Here is a 22,397-nt window from a genome sequence, read left to right as displayed (position 1 = left end):
GTTACTGGCGTGGCGTGCCCGCGTACCGTGGACACATGACCGAGTTTCCCTTTGGCTTCGGACCGCCGGACCCGGACGACCGTGGCAAGAAGGAGCCCTCAGGGCAGGGCGAGAACCCCGCTGAGGCGTTCAACCAGCTCGGCCAGATGCTCAGCCAGCTCGGGCAGATGCTCAGCCAGGCCGGCACCTCGGCCGGGCCGGTGAACTACGACCTGGCGAAACAGATCGCGATGCAGCGCCTGACCTCGGGCGACACCGGGTTCCGGACGTCGACGGAGTTCCAGGGCGCGGTGACCGACGCGGTGCACCTCGCGGAGATGTGGCTCGACCCGGTGACGATCCTCCCGGCGGGCGCCACGGCCGTGAAGGCGTGGACACCGAGGGACTGGGTGGAGAACACGCTGCCGACGTGGCAGCGCCTGTGCGATCCGGTCGCCCGCAGGGTGTCGGGCGCGTGGGTGGAGGCGCTGCCCGCGGAGGCGAAGCAGGCGGCGGGGCCGCTGCTGTCGATGGTCAGCCAGATGGGCGGCATGGCGTTCGGTTCGCAGCTTGGCAACGCGCTGGCCCAGCTGGCCTCGGAGGTCCTGACGTCCACGGACATCGGCCTGCCGCTCGGCCCGCCCGCGACGGTGGCGCTGCTGCCCCAGAACATCGAGGAGTTCACGGCCGGTCTCGAGCGCCCGAACAGCGAGGTGATGGTGTTCCTCGCCGCGCGGGAGGCGGCGCACCAGCGGCTGTTCGCGCACGTCCCGTGGCTGCGGCAGCGGCTGCTGGCGACGGTGGAGGAGTTCGCGAGCGGCATCCGCGTCGACACCGCGGCACTCGAACAGCTGGCCACCCAGATCGACCCGGCGAACCCGGCGTCGATCGAGGAGGCCATGCAGTCGGGCATGCTGGAGCCCCAGACCACCCCGGAGCAGAAGGCGGCCCTGACCAGGCTGGAAACGCTGCTGGCCCTGGTGGAGGGCTGGGTGGACGTGGTCGTCGGCGACGCGGTGACCGACCGTCTCCCCGGTGCGGACGCCCTCCGCGAGACCCTGCGCCGCAGGCGCGCGAGCGGTGGCCCCGCCGAGCAGACGTTCGCGACCCTGGTCGGCCTGGAACTCCGCCCGAGGCGTCTCCGCGCGGCCGCAGCTCTGTGGCGCATGGTCGGTGACCAGCAGGGCATCGAGGCCCGCGACGGCATCTGGGCCCACCCCGACCTGGTCCCCACCGCGGAGGACCTGGACGAGCCGATGGACTTCGCCGAGCGCGTCGGCCGCAAGCCTGCCCTGGACGACGACCCGATCGCCGCGCTCGAACGCGAGGAGCAGGCCGAGCGTGACCGGGAGAACCCGGACAAGGGCACCGACGAGCAGGCCTGAGACCACCGAGGCCGAGCATCCGCCTGAAGGGTCCTTCGAGACGACATGTCCCGAAGGACCCTTCAGTGCTTTCACACCCCATGGCGAGGTGGCTTCCGAAGCCCACCACTCCGGAAGCCGCCCGCCAAGCCCAGCTCATGCGCGGCCCACCGCCGCACCAGTACGGGTCACCACTGCCGACCGGCCCCACCAGACCGGCGACCGTGCCAACCCCTCCCCCGGACCCCCAGGCCCGGCCACGGACCAGATCAGTCCTCGGTCACCATCCCCAGCCCGGCGGCAGCCGACAACCCCTCCAGATATCCGATGGCCCGATCGGTCCGCGGGTACTCCCGCACCAGCTCCCAGAACCTGGCGTTGTGCGAGGGCACCAGCAGATGCGCGAGCTCGTGTACGAGCACGTAGTCCAGCACCCATCCGGGCACGGACCTCAGGTGCTCACTCACCCGTATGGTCTTGTCCGCGGGCGTGCAGGACGCCCACCTGGTCCGCATGGGCGGCACCCACCGGACACTGGCGGGCGCGGCCCGCCCGTGCAGGTGTTTGGCCGACAGTTCGGCACAACGACGTAACAGCGCCTCGTCCGACGGTTTCGCCGGCTGGAGCTTCCGAGGCTCGCCCTTGAGCAGCTTGCGCTGCATCTCGGCGACCCAGTGCGCCTCCTCGGCCTTCGACAGCCGGGCAGGGATCAACACGACCAGCGTGTCGCCATCGCGATACGCGGTCACAGTGCGCGTGCGGCGTTTGCTGCGCCGCACCTCGACTCTGGATTCGGCCACGGCTGTCACGTTACGACTCCGCACCGACAATTCGGAGTGCGTTCCCGGACGGGACCTCGGTCACCTGGGCAAGCCTGTGGATAACGATTTCGTCGCCGTCCCGGAGTCCGCGAACCTGTCCACATGACGAAACGACCACCGGTCCGGCCACGCGTCGTCGCGGGCCTTCCCGTCCTGCGGCGCAGGGGCGGTGAGCTGCAGATAGGCCTCGATCCCCGGCATGCGGTCGTGGTCGACGGCCTGCCCGACCGGGTGGTGGCGGCCGCGGGAAGGTTCACCGGTGACCGCACCACCGACGAGCTGGCCGACGGCCTCGACGCAACCGAGCGGAAGACGCTGGCGAACCTGCTCGACAGCCTTCGCGACCACGGTCTCGTCGAGGACGCGACCCCGGCGCCCGCGCGGCTGGCGGGTGAGCGGTCGGCGGCCCAGGTGCACGCCCTGATGACGGGTCTGCCACCGCACGACCACCCGATCGGGCGAGCCGACCTGGCGGTCGCCGTGCAGGGCGAGAGCAGGCTGGCGGTCGCCACCGGTTGTCTGCTCGCGGCGGCGGGTGTCGGCTGGGTACACGTGGCGGCGACGGGCGTGGTCCGCCCGGAGGACGTCGGCACCGGCTACCGGGAGGAGGATGTCGGGACGCCGCGGCTGGTGGCGGCCCGGCGGGCGCTGCGCAGGGCGGAGCCGACCGTGCGTGCCGCCCAGTTCGACGTGACAAGAGCGCCTGACCTGGTCGTTCTCACCGATGCGCTGGTGCCGAGACCGGAACTGGTGGACATGGTGATGCGCGCGGCGATCCCGCACCTGCTGGTGCGGGTGCGGGACACGATCGGCATCGTCGGCCCGCTGGTGGTGCCGGGCCTGACGAGCTGCCTGCGGTGCGCTGACCTGCACCGCAGCGACCGCGACGCGTGCTGGCCGCAGATCGCCGTCCAGCTGGCCGGGCAGACGCAGCTCACGGACCTGACCAACACCCAGGCGACGGCCGCGTTCGCGGTGGCGCAGGTGCTGGAGGCCGCCGGGTGGCTGCGGGGCGCCGGGGAACGGCCCACGACGTGTGAGACAAGTGTCGCACTGGAGCCACGCATGGCAACCGTGCGGCATCGTGCCTGGTCGGCGCACCCGCGGTGCCCCTGTGGCGCCGCTCGGCACCAGCTCGACGAACAGGCATACCGCACCGAAGTTGCTGCGCATACCGGCGCGGAGTTGAGACAATCGGATCGTGACGGAGATGCCTCGTAAGACCGCGGCACGAACTGCGCGGCTCGCCAGCATCCCGCTCGGAGTCGCCGGCCGAGCGGTCGGTGGCTGGGGGAGGCGCCTGGCCGGGCAGAACGCCGAGCAGGTGAGTGCCGAGCTGTCCGCGAAGACGGCGGAGCAGCTGTTCGCCGTGCTCGGCACCCTCAAGGGCGGCGCGATGAAGTTCGGGCAGGCACTGTCGGTGTTCGAGGCGGCGGTGCCCAACGACATGGCCGAGCCGTACCGGGAGGCGTTGACGAAGCTGCAGTCGGCGGCGCCGCCGATGAGCAGCCAGACGACCCGGCGCGTGCTCGCCGAGCAGCTGGGCCGCCGGTGGGAGGAGCGGTTCGCGTCGTTCGACGACAAGCCGGCGGCGGCCGCGAGCATCGGTCAGGTGCACCGCGCGGTGTGGCACGACGGCCGCGCGGTGGCGGTGAAGGTCCAGTACCCGGGCGCTGACCAGGCGTTGATGTCGGACCTGCGGCAGCTGCAGCGGTTCAGCAAGCTGTTCCAGGCGGTGGTGCCGGGCACCGAGGTCAAGCCGCTGCTCCAGGAGCTGTCGGACCGGATGAGCGAGGAGCTCGACTACCGGTCGGAGGCCGACAACCAGCGGGCGTTCGCGAAGGCGTTCGCCGGTGACGAACACGTCCTGGTACCGAGAGTGGTGGCCAGCGCCCCCAAGGTGCTGGTCAGCGAGTGGGTCGAGGGCAGGCCGCTGTCGTCGGTCATCCGCGACGGGTCGCGCGAGGAGCGTGACCTTGCCGGTCGTCGGCTGGCCGAGTTCCACTACTCGTCCCCTGCGCGGGCGGGGCGGCTGCACTCGGATCCGCATCCGGGCAACTTCATGCTGACCGAGGACGACCGCCTGTGCGTGATCGACTTCGGCGCGGTCGCGCACCTGCCGGACGGTCTGCCGCCCGCGCACGGCCGGATGATGCGGCTCGCGCTGGAGGGCAGGTCGGATGAGCTGCTGGACCTGTTGCGGGAGGAGCAGTTCATCCGCGCGGACGTGCGGCAGCAGCCGGAGGCCGAGCACGTCTACGCGTACCTGGCGCCGTTCGTCGAGCCGTTGAAGGCCGAGACCTTCCACTTCACCAGGCAGTGGATGCAGCAGCAGGCCATGCGGGTGAGCAACATGCGCGGGCAGGACTTCCGCACGGGCAGGACCCTGAACCTGCCTCCGCAGTACTTGTTGCTGCACCGGGTGCTCGGCGGTTCGACGGGCATCCTGTGCCAGTTGGACGCCCAGCTGCCGGTGCGGGAGCTGATCGTCCGCTGGCAGCCGGGTTTCGCGGACTGAGGCCGGTCCGGGCGAACGAAAGTCCCATTCGCTCGGACATGTTGTCCCCAACTTCGTCCCCACCCATTCAGCTCGCCGCCCCGCACGCCGAACACCCAGGCATGCACCACATCTCCGCCCCCGACAACGTCGCGACGATCACCGAACTCCGCGCGCACGGCGTGACGAACCACGCGATCACGACCCGCTGCCGACCCTCCGGTCCGTGGCAGCGCGTACTGCCGGGCGTGGTGCTGATGAGCGCCGCCCGCCCGACGAGGCGGCAACGGTTACGAGCCGCGATCGCCTACGCGGGCCCGGATTCGGTGGTGTCGGGTGTCGACGCGATGCGTGCACACGGCATCGACGTCCCCCTGTTGCCGGACGTGCTGGTGCTCGCTCCTGCCACGCGTCGGCTGGCGAGCCGCGCCTACCTGACGGTGGAGCGCACGACCCGGCCGCCGCGACCGACGCCGCACGCGGGTCTGCCGTACGCACCGCTTGCCAGGGCCGTGCTGGACGCGGCGAGGCGCGCGGCGGACCACGAACAGCTGCGTGTGTTGCTGACCTCGACGATCGGTCCGTGCACGGTGGGCGAGCTGCGCACGGAGCTGGACGCGGGCAGCCAACGCGGCTCCGCGGCGGTCCGGGCGTTGCTGACACCGGATTTGGCGAGCGCGGACGAGGTGGTCCCGGAGGAGGTCACGCTGGCCCGGCGGCTGTTGCGCGGGACGGCGTTGCCCGCACCGCAGTGGCACGTGCCGGTCCACGACGACGTGGGCATGCTGCTCGGTGTCCCGGACGCCTGGTGGCCGGAGGTGGGGCTGGCGTTGGACGTCGGCCCGCGCACACGCCACCACGACCCGCGTGCCTGGTTGGCGGCGGGCCGCACGCTCTTCCGCACGGACCAGCACCGCCTGTCCACCGCGCCGACCGCGGTGATGGACGAACTGGTCGCGGCGTTCGCGGCAGCGGCGGCGAACGGTCACCGCCGCGCGGGCTGACCCACCGGATCACGAACTCAGGAGCTCAGACCATGAACCAGCACAGGATTCTCGCCTGTCCACGCACCGTCCGAGGTTGGCCGGGCAGACGACTCTGGGACGTCGCCAGGACTCACCAGTACTCGTCGGGCAGTTTCCCCTCGATGTCCCGCACATGGGCGCGTGCGCAAGCCGGGCACAACCAGCTGCGACCTCGCTCGTCGTGGGTCATGACCCAGGCGAGCGCGTCCGCAGGTGGTGCCTCGGCACGGGACCGGCCGCAGCGCGTGCAGTGCGCGGCGGCCGGTTCGGGATCGTCGACCATGGCGCGAAAGCCTACGTCAGAACGGTTTCCGTCCGAGGTAGACGGTCGAGGCACCGAGGACGAACACGTCGTCCCGTGCGCCCGCGTACGCCTCGTCGCCCGGGTCGAGCAGACGGGCGACGGTCTGCCGGTCGGTGTCGGACAGCTGGTCCTCCCCCACGTCGGACATCCACGCGATCCAGTCCACGACGGACAGCCGGACCGCTTCGGAAGCGGGCGCCGGGTGGTCGATCAGGTAGCTGAACGAGAACACGCCGGTCAGTCCGGCCGCCTCGAGCGCCTTGTTCCAGCCGACGGGCAGCGACCGGACACCGGGTATCTCGGCACGCATGCGGACGAACCAGTCGCCACGTGCCGCGGTCAGCCGGTCGCCGAGCCCCGGCTCGCCGACACCGAGGTCCCACGGCAGGCACCGGGTCGCGAGGCCGCCCTCGGACAGCGCCAGCCAGCCGCCGGGCGCGAGCACCCGCGCCAGCTCGTCGACGGCCGCCTGCTGGTCGGGGAGGTGGTGGACCACGCGTGATGCCCACACGAGGTCGGCGGGCGGGAGACGGTCCGCGAGTTGCCCACCGGCGGCATCGGCCTGGACGGCCTCGACCTCCACTGCGGTGCCCTCGGCGACGTCCCGGACGAGCGCGGTGGCGGGGTCGAGCAGCTCGTCGACCGCGTCGCTGAGCACGACCCGGCCACCGCCACGTGCCGCGAGGGCCTGGGCGAACGCGGCGCTCATGCCACCACCACCGGACCCGATGTCGACGACCACCGGTTCGGCGGTCGCGTCGAGGAGATCGACGAGCCGGTCGGCGACACCACGACTGAAGGGAGCGTCAAGCTCGTCAGCACGACGAAGGGAGGAAAGCCGCGCAGGCCAGTCGATGTTGTCGTGGGTGTGCTTGTGCGCCATGGGCACGACGCTATCGGCCGAGCGTCACAAGCGCCGCAGTCCCACGAGCACACGTCGCATGAACGCGAGGTCGGGTTCACCGTCGCCGCTGGTACCGGCGGTGGGGTGGACGAAGACCACGCCCGCGGTGGCGAGGTCACCGAGGAGGACCCGCGCGACGCCGAGCGGCACCGACAGCAAGGCCGCCACCTCGGCGACCGATCGCGGCTGGACACACAGGTCGACGATCATCCGCCGGTGGTGGCTGGTGAGCGCGGCGTCGCCGACACCGGGGCGCCAACTGCTGGAGACCAGTGCCTCGATCGCGAGCATCCGGCTGGAGCGGGTCCGGCCGCCGGTGTGCGCGTAGGGCCGGACGAGGGCACCCGCCCACGGTTTGACGAGCGGCTGGGTTCGCTCGGCGGACTGTTCGGGCGTTGGCTCACCGGGCACCGTCTCGACGACGGAGTCTTCGACAACGTGGGTGCTCCCGGTGTCGAACTCTCTGGCACGCTTGGTTTTGCGCACGGAGTACGGCCCGAACCGAGCACCGGTGCGCCCGACGACCGGGGTGTCGTCGTCCACGTCCTCGGCGCGCGAGGCGACCTCACCCCGCCCGTCGGCACGCACGCCACCATCGGCCGAACCGTAAATGGGCACACCGTGGTCGGTTGGGCCGTCGACGGGCACGCCGTAATCGGGCAACCCAGCGACAGGCACCCCATAGCCGGGAAATCCCTGGCCAGACAACCTGTTGTCGTGCTGCCCATGGTCAGGCGACCCATGTTCGGTGCGCCCGTAGGCGGTAGACCCGTAGTCGGCCGAGCCCCGGACAACCGGCGCGGGGGCGGGCGAACCGTGAGCGGCCGACGCGTGGGCAGCCGAACCAGGGGCGGCCGACCCTCGGGTGCGCGAAGCGTGGGCGGGCGAAGCGTGCGCTGATGAGGGGTGGGGAGAAGACGAGGAGGTGGAGGCGGCGGGTGGGGAGGGGGCGGGGGCGGGGCCCGGTGCTGATGGTTGTGTTGCCTCGGGGGCGGGGGCCGGGGTGGGGTCGGTTGTCGTTTCCGGTTCTTCCGGTTCTTCGTCGTGGGTGGCGGGGAAGCGTGCGCCGGTGCGGCCGACGCCTTTGGTTCGCTTGCCTTTGTCAGGCCGCCGCCTGCCGGTGGTGGCCGTGTTCTGCGAACCGTCGTCTCGTGTCATCTCCGCCCCGTTCCGGGGAATTCCGGGTCGAACCAACCCAGCACGATACGACTGATGCGTTCGCCGTCGGTGACAGCGATGTTTCCGGCACGTTCCGTGCCCGCTGACCCGGGTTGCGTGTGGCGTTCCGCGCGCTTGGTCGCCGCGACATCGATGTGACGCGAACCCATTGTGCGGCAACGGTTCCTGTCGACACACGGCAAGCCCGAGGAGGAAGTCGTGATGTCGCGTGCTTTCGCGAAGGAATGCCAGGCCGGAGCGTTCCGGCGCAATGCCGCCGGGACGCGGCATCGCCCGCTCCGGCGGGGCCGGGGCGGGCGATGTCGTCGTTGTGCTGGTTGAACTAGAGCAGGTCCTGCGCGCGGCTCGCGCGTCTGGCCGCCCACGTCGAAAGACGCTCCCAGCGGCGTGCCGAGTTCAACCGGCGGACCAGGCGCTGCTCGGCAGCCTCCTGCTCCGCCTCACGCATTCGTTCTCTCGCGAGATTTTCGTAGAGCAACATTGTCTTGGTTCCCTCCGGAACGATCAGGTCCACATGGTTGGTCGGCTTGTCGAGCAGGTACTTGGTCATGCCGCTGCCTCCTGTGCACGGGCAGCACGCTCGGCCGCCTCACGAGCGACGTCCTCCTTGCGCGGACGGCCACGGGGCCGCTTGCGTGCGATGACCGCACCGCGCTCGAAGATCTCGCCACCCCACACGCCCCACGGCTCCTGCCGTGCCAGCGCGCCGGCCAGGCACTCCGAGCGGACCGGGCAGTCCACGCAGAGCCGCTTGGCCTGCTCGAGCTCCGCCGGGGTGTCGGCGAACCACAGGTCGGGGTTGTCGCCCGAGCGGCATGGCAGGTCGAGCCCGGCCGAAGGTGCCACGTCGAGCAGGTCGCTCACGCCGAGAAGGTCCGGTGGTGCCCCACTCTCCAGTGGGACCGTCGCGGTACTCATCAGGGTTTACTCCTTGTTCAGTGTTCTCTTGTCGCGGTTCTGACCTGAAAAACACGAAGGCCGCGGATCCGTTTCCGGGTCCGCGGCCTTCGTGAGCCTTGGTTCTTGACCTGTCGGTCAAGTCCTTCGCTCGTGAGGTGGAGCGGACACAATGCACGGAAGATCGATGGTCTGGGTCTGCACGCGCGCGGCGTCGGCCGTCGGGACGCCGACGGACCGCTTGCGCTCGACAATGACCGGCAGGTGCGCCGAACGGGCGCCGCGGAAGACAGAGAGGTGCCCCGTCATGGACATGGGGTAGCCCGGGGTGCACTTGATCAGAGTCAAGTTCCTCACGATGGCCACCTCCCCACTGTCCTTGAGAACTTCAGGCCCTTCCGACCTGACCACTGCAGGCTATTAGGCCCGATCAGAGCGGCGCAACAGGTTTTTCGGGACTTCTTCCCGATGGGTCAAACGTCACCCGATGGGGCGGTGCCCGCGAGCAGCGCGAGCACCTCCGAACCGAACTTCTCGAGCTTGCTCGCGCCGATGCCCGCGATCGCGACCAGGCCGGCCGAGTCCATCGGCCGCTGCTCGGCGATCGCGGTGAGGGTCGCGTCGGTGAACACCACGTACGCAGGCACTTTGAGCATCCGCGCACGCTTGGCGCGCCACTCCCGCAGACGCGCGAGCAGTTCATCGTCGATGTCGGCCGGGCAGTTCGAGCAGCGGCCGAGCTTCGTCGCGACCGCCCCGACGAGCTGCCTGCCGCAGACGCGGCACAGCGTCGGCGCGACACCGGCCTGCTGACGGGCGCGGGTGAGCCTCGACGTCGGGTGGTCCTCGGGGATCAGTCCGTAGAGAAACCGGCTGCGGCGGCGTGGACGGCGGTTGCTCTCCGACCGTGCCGTCGCCCAGGAGAGTGACAGGTACTGCCGCGCACGGGTGACGCCGACGTAGAGGAGCCGCCGTTCCTCCTCGATCGCCGCGTCGTTGCCGTCGGCGTGCAGGATCGGCATCGTCCCTTCGACGAGGCCGACGAGGAACACCGCGTCCCACTCCAGGCCCTTCGCCGCGTGCAGCGACGCGAGTGTCACGCCCTCCACGGTCGGCGGGTGCTGGGCCCGCGCCCGCATGTCCAGCTCGACGATGTACTGCGGGAGGTCCGCGCCATCTACCGTCGTTGCCAGTTCCTCGGCCAGCTCGACCAGCGCGAGCAGCGACTCCCACCGTTCGCGCGCCGCGCCGCCGCTGGGCGGGTCGGCGGTGAGGCCGAGCGGCGCGAGCAGCTCACGCACCAGCTTCGGCAGCTCACCGGTCGGCTTGTGCACGGCCGCGGTGCGCAGCGCGGCCGTCGCCTGCCGGACCTCGGTGCGCATGAAGAACCGTTCGCCGCCCCGAACCAGGTAGGGGATCTCCAGCTCGGCCAGCGCCTGCTCGAAGGCCTCCGACTGGGCGTTCACCCGGTACAGGACGGCGATCTCGCTGGCGGGCGTGCCGGCATCGATCAGCTCGGAGATCTTCCTGGCGGCCGCCGCCGCCTCCGCGGGCTCGTCCTCGTGCTCGGCGAACGCCGGGGCCGGGCCGGGTGCGCGCTGACCGACCAGCCGCAGCCGCGACCCGGCGGGCCGGTCGCGCGCGGCGCCGATCACCCGGTTGGCGAGCGTGACGACCTCGGGGGTGGACCGGTAGTCCCGTTCGAGCCGGACCACGGTCGCGTGCGGGAAGCGGCGGGTGAAGTTCAGCAGGGGCCTGGCCGACGCGCCCGCGAAGGAGTAGATCGTCTGGTTCGCGTCGCCGACCACCGTCAGGTCGTCCCGCTCCCCCAGCCACGCGTCGAGCACGCGCTGCTGCAGCGGCGTCACGTCCTGGTACTCGTCGACGACGAAGCAGCGGTAGCGGTCGCGGAACTCCTCGGCGACCGCCGAGTGCTCCTCCAGCGCGGCCGCGGTGTGCAGGAGCAGGTCGTCGAAGTCGAGCTGGTTGGCGCGCGTCTTCATCGACTCGTACCACCGGTACACCTGCGCGACCTGCTCGGCGGGCGCGGGTGGCTGCCTGCGCAGCTTCGCCACCTCCGCGGCGTAGTCGTCCGGGCCGACCAGGGACGCCTTCGCCCACTCGATCTCGGAGGCGAGGTCGCGCAGCACCTCGGACTCGGTGCCCGCCCCCGCCTTGTGCGCGGCCTGCCCGACCAGCCGGAGCTTGCCTTCGAGCAGGTCCCACTGCTGCCCGCCCACGACGCGCGGCCAGAAGTACCGCAGCTGGCGAAGGGCGGCGGCGTGGAAGGTGCGTGCCTGCGCGCCGTGGATGCCGAGCCCGCGCAGCCGGGTCCGCATCTCCCCCGCGGCCCGCGCCGTGAACGTCACGGCCAGTACCTGACCTGCGGCGACGTGCCCCGAATGGATGAGGTGGGCGATGCGGTGCACGATCGTGCGGGTCTTGCCGGTGCCCGCACCCGCGAGGATGCAGACGGGCCCCCTCGGCGCGTTGATCGCGGCCAGCTGCTCGGGGTCCAGTCCGGTGGCGCCTGCGTTGCCCTCGGAATCATCGACAGCCACGACACCCATGCCCGGCATCCTGACAGATCGGCGCGGGGAACCGTTCGACGGACACGGTGCACGGCCGCCCGAGTCCGGTGTTGGGTGCGCACCGTATCCTGGGGTTTATGGCTCAGAAGGTGGACAAGGCGGCGGCCGCCGAGGCGAAGAAGGCTCGGAAACAAGCGTCCAAGGCCAAGCGCAAGCAGATCTTCCAGGCGTTCAACATGCAACGCAAGGAGGACAAGGCGCTCATCCCGCTGATGCTGGTCGCCTTCCTGGTGGTCGCGGGGGTGTTCTTCGGCCTTGGCCTCATCTGGGGCATCCAGTGGTTCCTGCTGCCGGTCGGCATCGCGTTCGGCCTGCTCGCGGCCGTGATCCTGTTCGGCCGCCGCGTGCAGAAGAACGTGTACACGAAGGCCGACGGCCAGCCGGGTGCCGCGGCGTGGGCGCTGGAGAACATGCGCGGCCGCTGGCGGGTGACCCCGACGGTCGCGGGCACCACGCAGCTCGACGCCGTCCACCGGGTACTGGGCCGTCCCGGCGTCGTCCTTGTCGCGGAGGGCGCGCCGCACCGGGTGAAGACGCTGCTCGCGCAGGAGAAGAAGCGCGTGGCGCGCGTGGTCGGCGACACCCCGATCTACGACTTCACCGTCGGCAACGAGGAGAACCAGGTCCCGCTCCGCAAGATCCAGCAGACGATCATGAAGCTGCCGAACAACCTGAAGCCCGCGCAGATCGACACGCTGGAGAAGCGGCTGTCGGCGCTCGCGGCCCGCGGCACCCAGATGCCGAAGGGCCCGATGCCCCAGGGCGCGAAGATGCGCAACGTCCAGCGCACGATTCGCCGCCGCTGACCGGACGCCCCAGAATTGTCGGTGCCTCGTGAGAACGTGGCCGGCACCTGGAAGGAGACGCGATGACCGTTCATTCGCTGGACGAGTCAGCCGACGACTCCGTCCACCTGCTGACCATTGGGGAGTACGCCGCGCTCGGTGAGACCGAGCACGGCTACACCGAACTCATCGAAGGCCGCCTGATCATGTCGCCGAGTCCTGTCCCGGACCACAACAATGCCGGGTTCGAACTCGGTGTCGAGCTGCGGTCTCTGGTACCGGCGGACTTCGAGGTCCAGCTGAACATGGATGTCGACCTGGACCTGGTCTCCGCCGACGAGCCGGGTTCGAGCCGACGCCCAGACCTCATGGTCGTGCACAGCGGTGCTCGCAAGCGAGTACGCGCCGAAGGCGGGCTGATCCGGGCATCCGAGGTGTTGCTGGTGGTGGAGATCGTCTCGCCCAGCTCGAAGCGGATCGACCACGTGCACAAGCGCAACGACTACGCGGATGCCGGGATTCCGAACTACTGGATCGTCGACAGCGACGATCCGGTCTCGTTGACGGCGTGCCGGCTGACCGAGCAGTTCGGGTACCAGAACGACCAGACGGCGACCGGGACCTTCCGGACCGACGTGCCGTTCCCCGCGGAGATCACCCTCGACCGGCTGGTGTGACCGCGGGCAGCACGGCCCGCACGGCGGTGCCGCCTTCGTCGCTCTCGCAGGAGAACTCGCCGTCGATCTCGCGGGCTCGTTGTGCCATGAAACGCATGCCCATGCCGTTCTTGCCGGTCCCCGCGGCGACGCCCACACCGTCGTCGCGGACCTCCACCGCAAGGCGGCCGTCGGTCAGGGTCACCGTGATCTCGGCGCGGGTGGCCCGTGCGTGCCGGACCACGTTCGTCAGCGCCTCGGCGACGATGCGGTACGCGGCCACCTCCACCTGCTTCGACAGCGGGCCCAATTCGGTGGGCAGTGTCGTGTCCACCTTCAGCGACGGGCCGGACAGGAACACCGCCAGCTCACGCAGTGCGCCGGACAGCCCCAGCGCGTCGAGCTCCGGGGGCCGCAGGCCGTGCACGACCCGGCGCAACGTGCGGAGCGCGTCGTCGATGCCCTGCATCGCGCGGTCCACCAACCCGGCACCGCCGAAGTCGGCAGGCAGCAGGGGACGCACGGCCTCGATCTGCATGCGGGTGCCCGCCAGCGTGGGGCCGACGTTGTCGTGCAGTTCGCGGGACAGGCGGGACCGTTCCTCCTCCCGCGCCGTCACCACCTGCTCGCGGGAGCGGAGCAGCTCCTCGTCCAGCCGCAGCGCCGCCACCACCGGCGCCACCTGGTCAGCGAGGGCCGCAAGCGCTTGCGCCATGCGTTCGTCCAGGTAGGGATGGCCGTCGGCGGGAAGGACCATCAGCTGCCCGACCCGCACACCCCGGTACCAGAGCGGGAACCGCTCCGGGTTCGCGCCGCCGGACCGGTCCATCGAACCGACCTGCGCGAGCCGCCGCAGACCGCTGTCGGTCGCCAGGTCCAGCTGCGCCATCCGCAGCCGTAACGACCGCACGAGCTGCTCGCACACCACGGCGGGCACCTTGGCCGACTCGAGCTGGTCACGCATCCGGTTGCCGAGGCCGACAACCAGCTCGACCACGTCCACCCGCCGCCCCCACAGCAGCGACCGAACCCGCCGGACCAGCAGCAGCGTCACGGGGAACAGAGCCGCGCCCGCCACCGCGACCGCCAGCACCGAACCCGGCACGACCGACGGCGGCAGCACGGCGGCCAGCACCGCGTACCCGCCGAGATAGCACGTGAGCACCGTGCCCGCCGACGCCACCCCGACGACCGCGTGACGCACCGCCTGGTCCAGGTCGTACAGGCGGTCCCTGGTCACCGCCACCGCGATCGCCAGCGGCACCAGCGCGAACGCCAGCACCTCCAGCCCGCGCTCCAGCACGGCGGGCAGCTGACCGGGGATGCTGTCGCGCACCACCGCCTGCACCGCGCCGAACGCGAAGGCGCACAACAGCAGTGTGATCCGCCGCCGGTGCACGCCGTTGGCCCGCAGCCAGCGCCACACCAGCCCGCCGACGGCAAGGATCGTCGCGCCGAGCAGCAGGTACTCGCCTGCCGCGAGCAGCGGGGCCGCCAGCGACGGGCGCGCGAACGGGTTCTCGACGGTGCGCCTGCCGACGAACAGGGCGTCGTCGAACGCGAGGCCGGTGCAGTAGACGACCATGCCGACACCGGTCAGCGCCACCGCCCACCGCCAGCGGCGGCCCGGCATCCTCCCGTCGGGGTAGATCATCGGCAGCAGCGCGGTGACGGCCCAGATCGGCGGCGCCCACAGCCACGACTGCAGCCACCCGAGCACCGGCGAACCCGACGTCCCGGTCAGTACGGTCAGCAGCACGCCGACGCCGGCCCACGCGGCGATCACCAGCATGGTCCAGCCGAGCACGTTGCCAGGTGCGTGCCAGATGACCAGCACCCCCATGGCCGAGAAGAACACCGCGACCGCGATGTTCAGCGGCACCGGGTCATACGCCGAGTACCCCCACGCGTCGTCGACCTGCGTGAACACCGCCGACGCGATCGCGGTGCCGACACCGGCCACACCGAGCACGACGGCCAAGGAGAGCGCCTGCCCACGCCGGCGGCTGCGCATGTCCGGCTCCTCGGGCGGTCTGGCCAGTAGATCGACGAATCCTAATCGGCCTGACCGGGCACCGAGGGCCTAACGGGTACGGACGACGACGGTTCCGGTGACCTTGTCGTGCAGTCCGCGGCTGTCGGCGTCACCGATCACCGCGGGCAGCAGCAGCGCGGTCAGCAGGGTGCGCGGCACCGCGCGCAACGGCCCGACCATGGGCTTGCCGTCCAGGCGCACGACCCGCAGCCCGAACAGCGCCTTGCCCGCCGTGAACCCGAACAACGCGACCATGCCCGAGGTGGTCACGAACCACACCGCGACCGAGATGTAGTTGAACCTCTGCATCACGTCCGGCCGGTTGACGTCCATCTCGACGAACAGGCTGGTCACCAACGTCATCAGCACGAGGTCCACCAGCAGCGCGAGCAGCCGGACACCGCGCGTGGCGACCGACCCCGGCCCGTCCTTGGGAAGGCCGAGCCGTTCCCCCGGCCACTCCTGCGGATCGCCACCGGTCTCGCCGATGCCGCCGGAAAGCCACGAACCCGTCACTCTGCTCACGGTCTCCAGGGTAGGACCAGTCGCGCCGGGCCATCGAGGCTGGCATGCTCGACATCGGCCCGTGTCCGCCGCGCGTCGTTAACACCGGCGAAACATCGGGGTGATGGCCGGGCAACACCGCCCTCATAGCTTGACCGCGAGCGCCCCCGGAGTACAGGTAAGGAGCCAACGAGCGTGTTCAAGAATTCCGACGAGGTCCTGAAGTTCATCTCCGACGAAGAGGTGAAGTTCATCGACGTCCGGTTCTGTGACCTCCCGGGCATCATGCAGCACTTCACCGTGCCGTCTCAGTCCTTCGACGAGGGCACCATCAACGACGGCCTCGCGTTCGACGGCTCCTCGGTGCGCGGCTTCCAGGAGATCCACGAGTCGGACATGCTCCTGCTGCCCGACCTGGCGACCGCGCGCGTGGACCCGTTCCGGGTCGAGAACACGCTCATCCTGAACTTCTTCGTGCACGACCCGCTCACCCGCGAGGCCTACAGCCGTGACCCGCGCAACATCGCGCGGAAGGCGGAGCAGTACCTGGCCGAGTCCGGCATCGCCGACACCGCGTTCTTCGGCCCGGAGGCCGAGTTCTACGTGTTCGACTCGGTGCGGTTCGACTCGACGGAGAACGCCTCCTTCCACGAGATCGACTCGGTCGAGGGCTGGTGGAACACCGGCGCCGACGAGGAGGGCGGCAACCGCGGCTACAAGACGAAGTACAAGAGCGGCTACTTCCCGGTGCCGCCGGTCGACCACTTCGCCGACCTGCGCGACGAGATCTCCCTCAACCTGATCAACGCCGGGTTCACCGTGGAGCGCGCGCACCACGAGGTGGGCACCGCCGGTCAGGCCGAGATCAACTACAAGTTCAACACGCTGCTGCACGCGGCCGACGACCTGCAGCTGTTCAAGTACATCGTCAAGGGCACGGCGTGGGAGTCGGGCCGCACCGCCACCTTCATGCCGAAACCGCTGTTCGGTGACAACGGCTCCGGCATGCACTGCCACCAGTCGCTGTGGAAGGACGGCGAGCCGCTGTTCCACGACGAGTCCGGCTACGCGGGCCTGTCCGACACGGCCCGCCACTACATCGGCGGCCTGCTGCACCACGCGCCGAGCCTGCTGGCGTTCACCAACCCGACTGTCAACTCCTACCACCGGCTGGTGCCGGGCTACGAGGCGCCGATCAACCTGGTGTACTCGCAGCGCAACCGGTCGGCGTGCGTGCGCATCCCGATCACCGGCGCGAACCCGAAGGCCAAGCGCATCGAGTTCCGCTGCCCCGACTCGTCCGGCAACCCGTACCTCGCGTTCTCGGCGATGGTGATGGCGGGCCTCGACGGCATCAAGAACAAGATCGAGCCGCCGACGCCCATCGACAAGGACCTCTACGAGCTGCCCCCGGACGAGGCCAAGGACGTCGCGACCGTGCCGGCGTCGCTGGACGCGGTGCTGAACAGCCTTGAGAAGGACCACGAGTTCCTGCTGGAGGGCGGCGTCTTCACGCCGGACGTGATCGAGACCTGGATCGCCTTCAAGCGCGAGCACGAGATCGACCCGCTCCGCCTGCGCCCGCACCCGTACGAGTTCGCCCTGTACTACGACGTGTGATCGCCGACCCCACGGACACAGGCCGGCGGTCGAGGGGAAACCCCGACCGCCGGCCTGTTCTCTTGCGCGGCCTCTAACCCGCCAGCAGCACGTCCACGTCGACACCGGCGGACGCCAGGGCCGCGCGCGGGTCGGCGAACAGCTTCCGCGCGGTCAGGTCCATCACCCCGTACACGCCGTACACCTCGGCGGACAGCGTGCCGTCGACCTTCACGATCTCCTGCTCCAGCGTGAACGTCTTGCCGGTGCCGAACTTCGCCGCGCACGACGCGTCCACCACGTCACCACCGCGCAGCTCGCTGCGGAAGTTCACCGTCGTGCTCAGCAGCACCGGGCCGATCCGCCGCCGCACCAGCTCGTCCCACTCACAACCGGCGGCGACGAACGCCTTCATCCGTGCCACCTCCGCGTACTGGTGGTACACGGCGTGGTTGACGTGACCGAGCGAGTCCAGCTCGTAGCCACGCACCTCGATCCTGGTGCCGAACCCCATGCGTCACCTCAGTCGTCGTAGAAGATCCGTTCCACCACACCACGAGCGCGGCGCAACGTGCGACGGTATGAGTCGAGGAACTCACCCGGATCCGCCTCGACGTCGGCCCGGATCACCGCGGCGACCGCCGCCAGCTCCCGCCCGGACGTCGGCGGCTGGTCGGTCTGCTTGCCACGCACCAGGGTCGCCGCGTTGCGGACGCGGGTCGCGAGCAGCCACGCCTCCCGCATCTCCGTCGCGTCCACCTCATCGACCAGATCCGCCTCGGTCGCGGCGACCAGCGCGTCCACAGTGGAGGTCGTGCGCAGAGCGGGATGCTCGTGCGCGTACCGCAACTGCAGCAGCTGCACCGTCCACTCGATGTCGGCGAGCCCGCCCCTGCCGAGCTTCGTGTGCATCGCCGGGTCGGCACCACGCGGCATCCGCTCGGTGTCCACCCTGGCCTTGATGCGCCGCACCTCACGGATCCGGTCGGCGTCCAGACCGTCGGCCGGGTAGCGGATCGGGTCGACCAACGCCATGAACCGCGCACCGAGGTCGTCATCGCCCGCGATGGGGCGGGCACGCAGCAACGCCTGCGCCTCCCACACCTGCGACCACTGGGCGTAGTAGGCGCGGTAGGAGTCGAGCGTGCGGACGATCGGCCCCTGCCGCCCCTCCGGCCGCAGGTCGACGTCCACCTGCAGCGGCGGGTCCTGGCTCGGCGACGACAACAGCTTCCGCACGCTCTGCGCGACCCGCGACGCGTACTTCACCGCGTCCGCCTCGGACGCGCCACCGGCCGGCTCGCACACGAACAGCACGTCCGCGTCCGACCCGTACCCGAGCTCGGCACCGCCGAGGCGCCCCATGCCGATCACCGAGATCGTCGCCAGCCGACCACCGGCGGCCACCGCCTCCGCCCGGTCCACGGCCGCCAGCACCGACTGCAACACCGCCGCCCACACCGTCGACAGCGCATGGCACACCGACAGGGTGTCCATGAACCCCAGCAGGTCCGCCGACGCGACCCGCAGCAGCTCGTGCCTGCGGAACGACCTGGCCGCGGTGACCGCGTTCGGCAGGTAGCCGTGCCGGTTCACCGCCTGCCGCAACGACCGCGCCACCTCATCGGGGTCGCGCCCGGCGAGCTTGTCGACGTCACCGAGCATCTGCAGCACCTCGGGTGCCCTGGTCAGCAGCTCCGGCACCATCTTCGACGTGCCGAGCAGGTGCGCGAGCCGTTCGACGACCGCGCCCTCGTCCCGCAGCACCCGCAGATACCACGGGGTCGCAGCCAGAGCCTCCGACACGCGCCGGTAAGCGAGCAGACCGGCGTCCGGGTCCGGCGTGTTCGCGAACAGGTCCAGCAACGCGGGCAGCAACGCGCTCTGGATGGCGGCCCGGCGCGACACCCCGGTCGTGAGCGCCTGGATGTGCCGCAGCGCACCGTCCGGCCCGGCGAACCCGAGCGCGGCCAGCCGCGCCTCGGCCTGCTTCGCGGTCAGCCGCAACGCGTTCGTCGGCACCCTGGCCACGGCCTCCAGCAGCGGCCGGTAGAACAGCTTCTCGTGCAGCCTGCGGATCCGGCGCACGTGCCTGCGGAAATCGTCGAGGAGCACCTGCCACTCCGGTTTGCCGCGCGCAGGTTTCACCCCGGCGCCCCGCGCGAGCCAGCGCAGCTCGTCAACGTCGGTGTCGGCGGGGAACAGGTGGGTGCGGCGCAGCCGCTGCAGCTGGAGCCGGTGCTCCAGCGTGCGCAGGAACCGGTAGCTCTCCCCCAGCTCGGCGGCGTCGGTGCGGCCCACATAGCCGCGGTCGCCGAGCATCGCGAGCGCGTCGACGGTCGACCCGAGCCGTAGCGCCTCGTCGTTGCGGCCGTGCACCAACTGCAGCAGCTGGACGGCGAACTCGACGTCCCGCAGACCGCCGCGGCCAAGCTTCAGCTCACGGTCGGCGATCTCGGTCGGCACGTGGTCCTCGACCCGGCGGCGCATGGCCCGCACGTCGTCGACGAAGTTGTCGCGGTCGGCCGCCGTCCACACCATCGGCCGGACCGCGTCGAGGTACTCCTGCCCCAGCCCGGGATCACCCGCGATGGGACGAGCCTTGAGCAGCGCCTGGAACTCCCACGTGCGGGCCCACCGCTTGTAGTAGCTGGTGTGCCCGTCGAGCGTGCGGACCAGCGGGCCCGCCTTGCCTTCCGGACGCAGCGCGGCGTCCACCTCGAAACAGGCGCGGGTCGCGACCCGCATCGTGGTGGTGGCGAGCCGGGTCGCGACATCGAGGTCACCGTCGGCGACGAACAGCACGTCCACGTCGGACACGTAGTTCAGCTCACGGCCACCGGTCTTGCCCATCGCGATGACCGTGAACCGGCACTTCTCGCTCGCGGCCCCGGCCTCGGTCTCGGCGACCTCGAGCGCGGCGCGGATCGCGGCCTCTGCGAGGTAGGTGAGGCGGGCGGTGGTCTGCTGGTAGTCGAGTGCGGGCAGGTCCGGCTCGATGAGGTGCGCGAGGTCCTCGGCGGCGACCTCCAGCAGCAACCCGCGGTAGACGGCCCGCAGCTCACGGGTGGCCGCCGCGGGTGTGACGTTCTCGACGGCCGCCAGCAACGCGCCCGGATACCGCACCGGCGAGGTCTGCCGGTCGGTGAGCAGCCTGCGCCACTCACCCGGCCGGGCGATCACGAAGTCACCGAGCGCGGTCGACGCGCCGAGCACCGACAGCAGCCGCGCCCGCAGCCCCCGGTCGGTGGCCAGCGCCTGGTTGAGCCCGGACCAGCCCGCCTCGTCACCGGCCCGCATGCGGTCCACGGCACGCAACGCGAGGTCCGGGTCCGGGCTGCGCGACAACGCGACGAGGACGGGCTCGAACTCCTTCACCGGGGCGCCATCGACCCACCAGCCGGCGGCACGCAGCTGCTCACCTGCCCGGTCGTCGGTGAGCCCGTAGCGGGCGACGGAGACGACGGAACGCACGCGGTCGCCCATGGCTCAGTGCTGGATCAGCGGCAGCGGCTTGCCGGCCGAAGCCAGCTCACCGGCGACGAGCCGGACGAACTTGGCCGCGAACGGCCGCCACGTCTCCTCGAGGTCGGCGTGCGCCTGGACCAGCCGGTCGTGCGACAGCTCACCGGGCCGCGCGAACTCGGCGGTGTCCGGGTTGTTCGCCGCCCAGCGCTCGACGAGCTCCGCGGTGGTCTCGATGTGGAACTGGAGACCGTAGACGGCGCGGCCGACGCGGAACGCCTGGTGCGGGTAGAGCGTCGACGCCGCCAGCAGGGACGCGTTGGGCGGCAACTGCTCGACGATGTCGGAGTGGAACTGCATGACGTCCGGCATGAACGGCAGATCCGCGAACAGGGGGTCGTTCCAGCCGACGTCCCGTTTCGCGACGAGCAGCGGGCCGACCTCCGGCCCGTCCGGCCCCCTGACCACGCGGCCACCGGTGGCGACGGCGAGGAGCTGCGCACCGAGGCAGATCGCCAGTGCGGGCAGCCCCTTGGTGGTGGCCTCGGCCAGGAGCCGGCGGACGTCCGCGAGCCACGGATGGTCGAGGTCGTCGTAGGCACCCATGTGACCGCCGAGACACACCAGCCCCTGGTAGCCGTCGGTGCTCTCCGGGATGGCCCCCGGCAGGCGGGTGTCCAGTTCGGCGCCGGCGCCGGTGAGCCAGTCGCCGAGCGGGCCGATCGGATCTTGCTCGTCGGGCTGGATGACGAGCAGGCGTGGAGGTGTCACATCGTCGAGGGTAGCCGGGTGAATTCGAGCTCCGTCGAGTCGTACACCGGGCGGTAGCCGATCTTCCGGTAGATGGAGTTCGACGTCGGATTCGCGAGGTCGGCGAAAAGGATGACATCGGTCGCACCGGCGTCCACGGCCTGCTGGGAGACGGCCGCGGTGACCGCCGAGCCGTACCCGTGCCCGCGGTGCCCGGGCGGGGTGTAGACGGGCCCGACCCGGGACATGCCGCCGATGGGCCTGCTCGCGTTGGCCCACGCGACCGGTTTGCCGCCGTCCTCCCAGAGGGTGACGACGTCACCGATCTCGAACCTGCGCCGGATCTCGGACGGCACGTCGGCGGCGCCCCGCTGGAACCCGATGGCCTCGATCTCGAACTCGTTCCGCCACGTGACGAGCAGATCGACATCGTCCTCGGTGGCGGCCCTGGCATGCCCGGTCGTGGTGGGTGGTGCCAGCTCGCCGAGCCGGAAGAGCCTGGAAGCGAGTGTGACATTGGTCGTACCGCCGGTCCGCCTCGTCCAGACGTCGGCGACCGCGTGCGCGTTCTCGGCCGGACCGCTCACACCGGGCAGCTCGGGGTCGGCCTCGAGCCACTGGGTGAGGAAGCTGTCGAGAACGTCGGGATCCGTCGGCAGACCGGAGACGATGACCGGCCACGGCGGTGTGCGAAGTGCCACACCGATGAGTTCACCGTTGTCGTGCAGCGTGCCCATGATCGACGCCTGCGCACGGGACATCCCGAGGAAGCGGGCCATCACGGTGAGCGCCATCGTGTGCCGAAGAGGGTCAGTACCGAAGAACGGACCGGCGAGCGCCTTGAACGCCCGCGGATCCTCGTGCAGCCGCAGGTCCATGCCCTAGGGTCACGCCAATCGGCAGCCAGGTCCACCGAATTAACTGGAGACGCCAAAGAGGCCTCGCTGTTGCCAGCGAGGCCTCTTGGAAAGAATGTCCGGCGGTGTCCTACTCTCCCACACCCTGTCGAGTGCAGTACCATCGGCGCTGGTGGGCTTAGCTT

General features: G+C 70.7%; 20 protein-coding genes. 7 read left to right on the top strand and 13 right to left on the bottom strand.

What is annotated here, in order from left to right; genetic code table 11:
• The first annotated feature begins 35 nt into the window (after nt 1-35).
• Entirely contained in the window at nt 36-1,364 is a 1,329-nt protein-coding gene (locus ACFPCV_RS25045; protein WP_378058777.1) for a zinc-dependent metalloprotease, read from the top strand.
• Nucleotides 1,365-1,612: 248 nt separating this feature from the next.
• Here ACFPCV_RS25045 and ACFPCV_RS25040 read toward each other — a convergent pair whose 3' ends face one another.
• Nucleotides 1,613-2,143 (bottom strand): M48 metallopeptidase family protein, encoded by a 531-nt coding sequence (locus ACFPCV_RS25040; RefSeq protein ID WP_378058776.1) that lies wholly within the window; start codon nt 2,141-2,143, stop codon nt 1,613-1,615.
• 123 nt (nt 2,144-2,266) lie between these two features.
• On the opposite strand from ACFPCV_RS25040, the gene ACFPCV_RS25035 reads away from it, so the two are divergent.
• The 3 genes from ACFPCV_RS25035 (at nt 2,267) to ACFPCV_RS25025 (ending at nt 5,665) form a co-directional block, all read left to right on the top strand.
• Nucleotides 2,267-3,385 carry a TOMM precursor leader peptide-binding protein gene (locus ACFPCV_RS25035; RefSeq protein ID WP_378058775.1) on the top strand — a complete coding sequence of 373 codons (1,119 nt, stop codon included), beginning with the start codon at nt 2,267-2,269 and terminating at the stop codon, nt 3,383-3,385.
• Nucleotides 3,375-4,682, top strand: a complete 1,308-nt coding sequence (locus ACFPCV_RS25030; protein ID WP_378058774.1) for an ABC1 kinase family protein — start codon at nt 3,375-3,377, stop codon at nt 4,680-4,682. The genes ACFPCV_RS25035 and ACFPCV_RS25030 overlap by 11 nt, the downstream gene beginning before the upstream one ends.
• Nucleotides 4,683-4,783: 101 nt before the next feature.
• Nucleotides 4,784-5,665: a hypothetical protein gene (locus tag ACFPCV_RS25025; RefSeq protein WP_378058773.1), complete on the top strand. Its 882-nt coding sequence runs from the start codon at nt 4,784-4,786 to the stop codon at nt 5,663-5,665.
• A 112-nt stretch (nt 5,666-5,777) separates the two neighbouring features.
• On the opposite strand, the gene ACFPCV_RS25020 is transcribed toward ACFPCV_RS25025, so the two are convergent.
• From ACFPCV_RS25020 to ACFPCV_RS24995, 6 genes are all read right to left on the bottom strand, one after another.
• On the bottom strand, nt 5,778-5,969 hold the full coding sequence (locus ACFPCV_RS25020; RefSeq protein WP_378058772.1) for a hypothetical protein: 192 nt from the start codon (nt 5,967-5,969) through the stop codon (nt 5,778-5,780).
• 16 nt (nt 5,970-5,985) lie between these two features.
• Nucleotides 5,986-6,873, bottom strand: coding sequence for a class I SAM-dependent methyltransferase (locus ACFPCV_RS25015; protein WP_378058771.1), 888 nt, complete (start codon nt 6,871-6,873; stop codon nt 5,986-5,988).
• Between the two features lie 24 nt (nt 6,874-6,897).
• On the bottom strand, nt 6,898-7,482 hold the full coding sequence (locus ACFPCV_RS25010) for a DUF742 domain-containing protein (protein ID WP_378058770.1): 585 nt from the start codon (nt 7,480-7,482) through the stop codon (nt 6,898-6,900).
• Nucleotides 7,483-8,395: 913 nt separating this feature from the next.
• The gene (locus ACFPCV_RS25005; RefSeq protein ID WP_378058769.1) at nt 8,396-8,623 is read right to left on the bottom strand and encodes a hypothetical protein; all 228 of its coding nucleotides are present in this window, start codon (nt 8,621-8,623) and stop codon (nt 8,396-8,398) included.
• On the bottom strand, nt 8,620-8,991 hold the full coding sequence (locus tag ACFPCV_RS25000) for a WhiB family transcriptional regulator (protein ID WP_378058768.1): 372 nt from the start codon (nt 8,989-8,991) through the stop codon (nt 8,620-8,622). Before ACFPCV_RS25000 ends, ACFPCV_RS25005 begins: the two co-directional genes overlap by 4 nt.
• A gap of 452 nt (nt 8,992-9,443) precedes the next feature.
• A complete protein-coding gene (locus ACFPCV_RS24995; protein WP_378058767.1) occupies nt 9,444-11,540 on the bottom strand; it encodes an ATP-dependent DNA helicase UvrD2 in 2,097 nt (698 codons plus the stop codon).
• A gap of 98 nt (nt 11,541-11,638) precedes the next feature.
• On the opposite strand from ACFPCV_RS24995, the gene ACFPCV_RS24990 reads away from it, so the two are divergent.
• Together ACFPCV_RS24990 and ACFPCV_RS24985 are read left to right on the top strand one after the other, a co-directional pair.
• On the top strand, nt 11,639-12,367 hold the full coding sequence (locus ACFPCV_RS24990) for a DUF4191 domain-containing protein (RefSeq protein ID WP_378058766.1): 729 nt from the start codon (nt 11,639-11,641) through the stop codon (nt 12,365-12,367).
• 62 nt (nt 12,368-12,429) lie between these two features.
• The gene (locus ACFPCV_RS24985; protein WP_378058765.1) at nt 12,430-13,023 is read left to right on the top strand and encodes a Uma2 family endonuclease; all 594 of its coding nucleotides are present in this window, start codon (nt 12,430-12,432) and stop codon (nt 13,021-13,023) included.
• Here ACFPCV_RS24985 and ACFPCV_RS24980 read toward each other — a convergent pair.
• A complete protein-coding gene (locus tag ACFPCV_RS24980) occupies nt 13,001-15,016 on the bottom strand; it encodes a sensor histidine kinase (protein ID WP_378058764.1) in 2,016 nt (671 codons plus the stop codon). The two genes, ACFPCV_RS24985 and ACFPCV_RS24980, sit on opposite strands and share 23 nt — an antisense overlap.
• A 69-nt stretch (nt 15,017-15,085) precedes the next feature.
• On the bottom strand, nt 15,086-15,562 hold the full coding sequence (locus ACFPCV_RS24975) for an RDD family protein (RefSeq protein ID WP_378058763.1): 477 nt from the start codon (nt 15,560-15,562) through the stop codon (nt 15,086-15,088).
• 174 nt (nt 15,563-15,736) lie between these two features.
• On the opposite strand from ACFPCV_RS24975, the gene glnA reads away from it, so the two are divergent.
• Nucleotides 15,737-17,161, top strand: coding sequence for a type I glutamate--ammonia ligase (glnA, locus tag ACFPCV_RS24970; RefSeq protein WP_378058761.1), 1,425 nt, complete (start codon nt 15,737-15,739; stop codon nt 17,159-17,161).
• 73 nt (nt 17,162-17,234) lie between these two features.
• Here the strand turns inward: glnA and ACFPCV_RS24965 are convergent, their stop codons facing one another.
• Genes ACFPCV_RS24965 through ACFPCV_RS24950 form a run of 4 tightly spaced genes read right to left on the bottom strand, consistent with a single transcriptional unit; the run spans nt 17,235 to nt 22,233 of the window.
• Nucleotides 17,235-17,654 (bottom strand): acyl-CoA thioesterase, encoded by a 420-nt coding sequence (locus ACFPCV_RS24965; protein ID WP_378058760.1) that lies wholly within the window; start codon nt 17,652-17,654, stop codon nt 17,235-17,237.
• 8 nt (nt 17,655-17,662) lie between these two features.
• On the bottom strand, nt 17,663-20,626 hold the full coding sequence (locus ACFPCV_RS24960) for a bifunctional [glutamine synthetase] adenylyltransferase/[glutamine synthetase]-adenylyl-L-tyrosine phosphorylase (protein WP_378058759.1): 2,964 nt from the start codon (nt 20,624-20,626) through the stop codon (nt 17,663-17,665).
• A gap of 3 nt (nt 20,627-20,629) precedes the next feature.
• Entirely contained in the window at nt 20,630-21,376 is a 747-nt protein-coding gene (locus ACFPCV_RS24955; protein WP_378058758.1) for a type 1 glutamine amidotransferase, read from the bottom strand.
• A complete protein-coding gene (locus ACFPCV_RS24950) occupies nt 21,373-22,233 on the bottom strand; it encodes a GNAT family N-acetyltransferase (protein ID WP_378058757.1) in 861 nt (286 codons plus the stop codon). The genes ACFPCV_RS24955 and ACFPCV_RS24950 overlap by 4 nt, the downstream gene beginning before the upstream one ends.
• Nucleotides 22,234-22,397: the final 164 nt, after the last annotated feature.

The organism is Actinophytocola glycyrrhizae, assembly GCF_042653545.1.
In the GTDB taxonomy this organism is placed as follows: Bacteria; Actinomycetota; Actinomycetes; order Mycobacteriales; family Pseudonocardiaceae; genus Actinophytocola; species Actinophytocola glycyrrhizae.
Note: the sequence above shows the minus strand (reverse complement) of the source record. Positions and strands in the feature narration are given on the sequence as shown.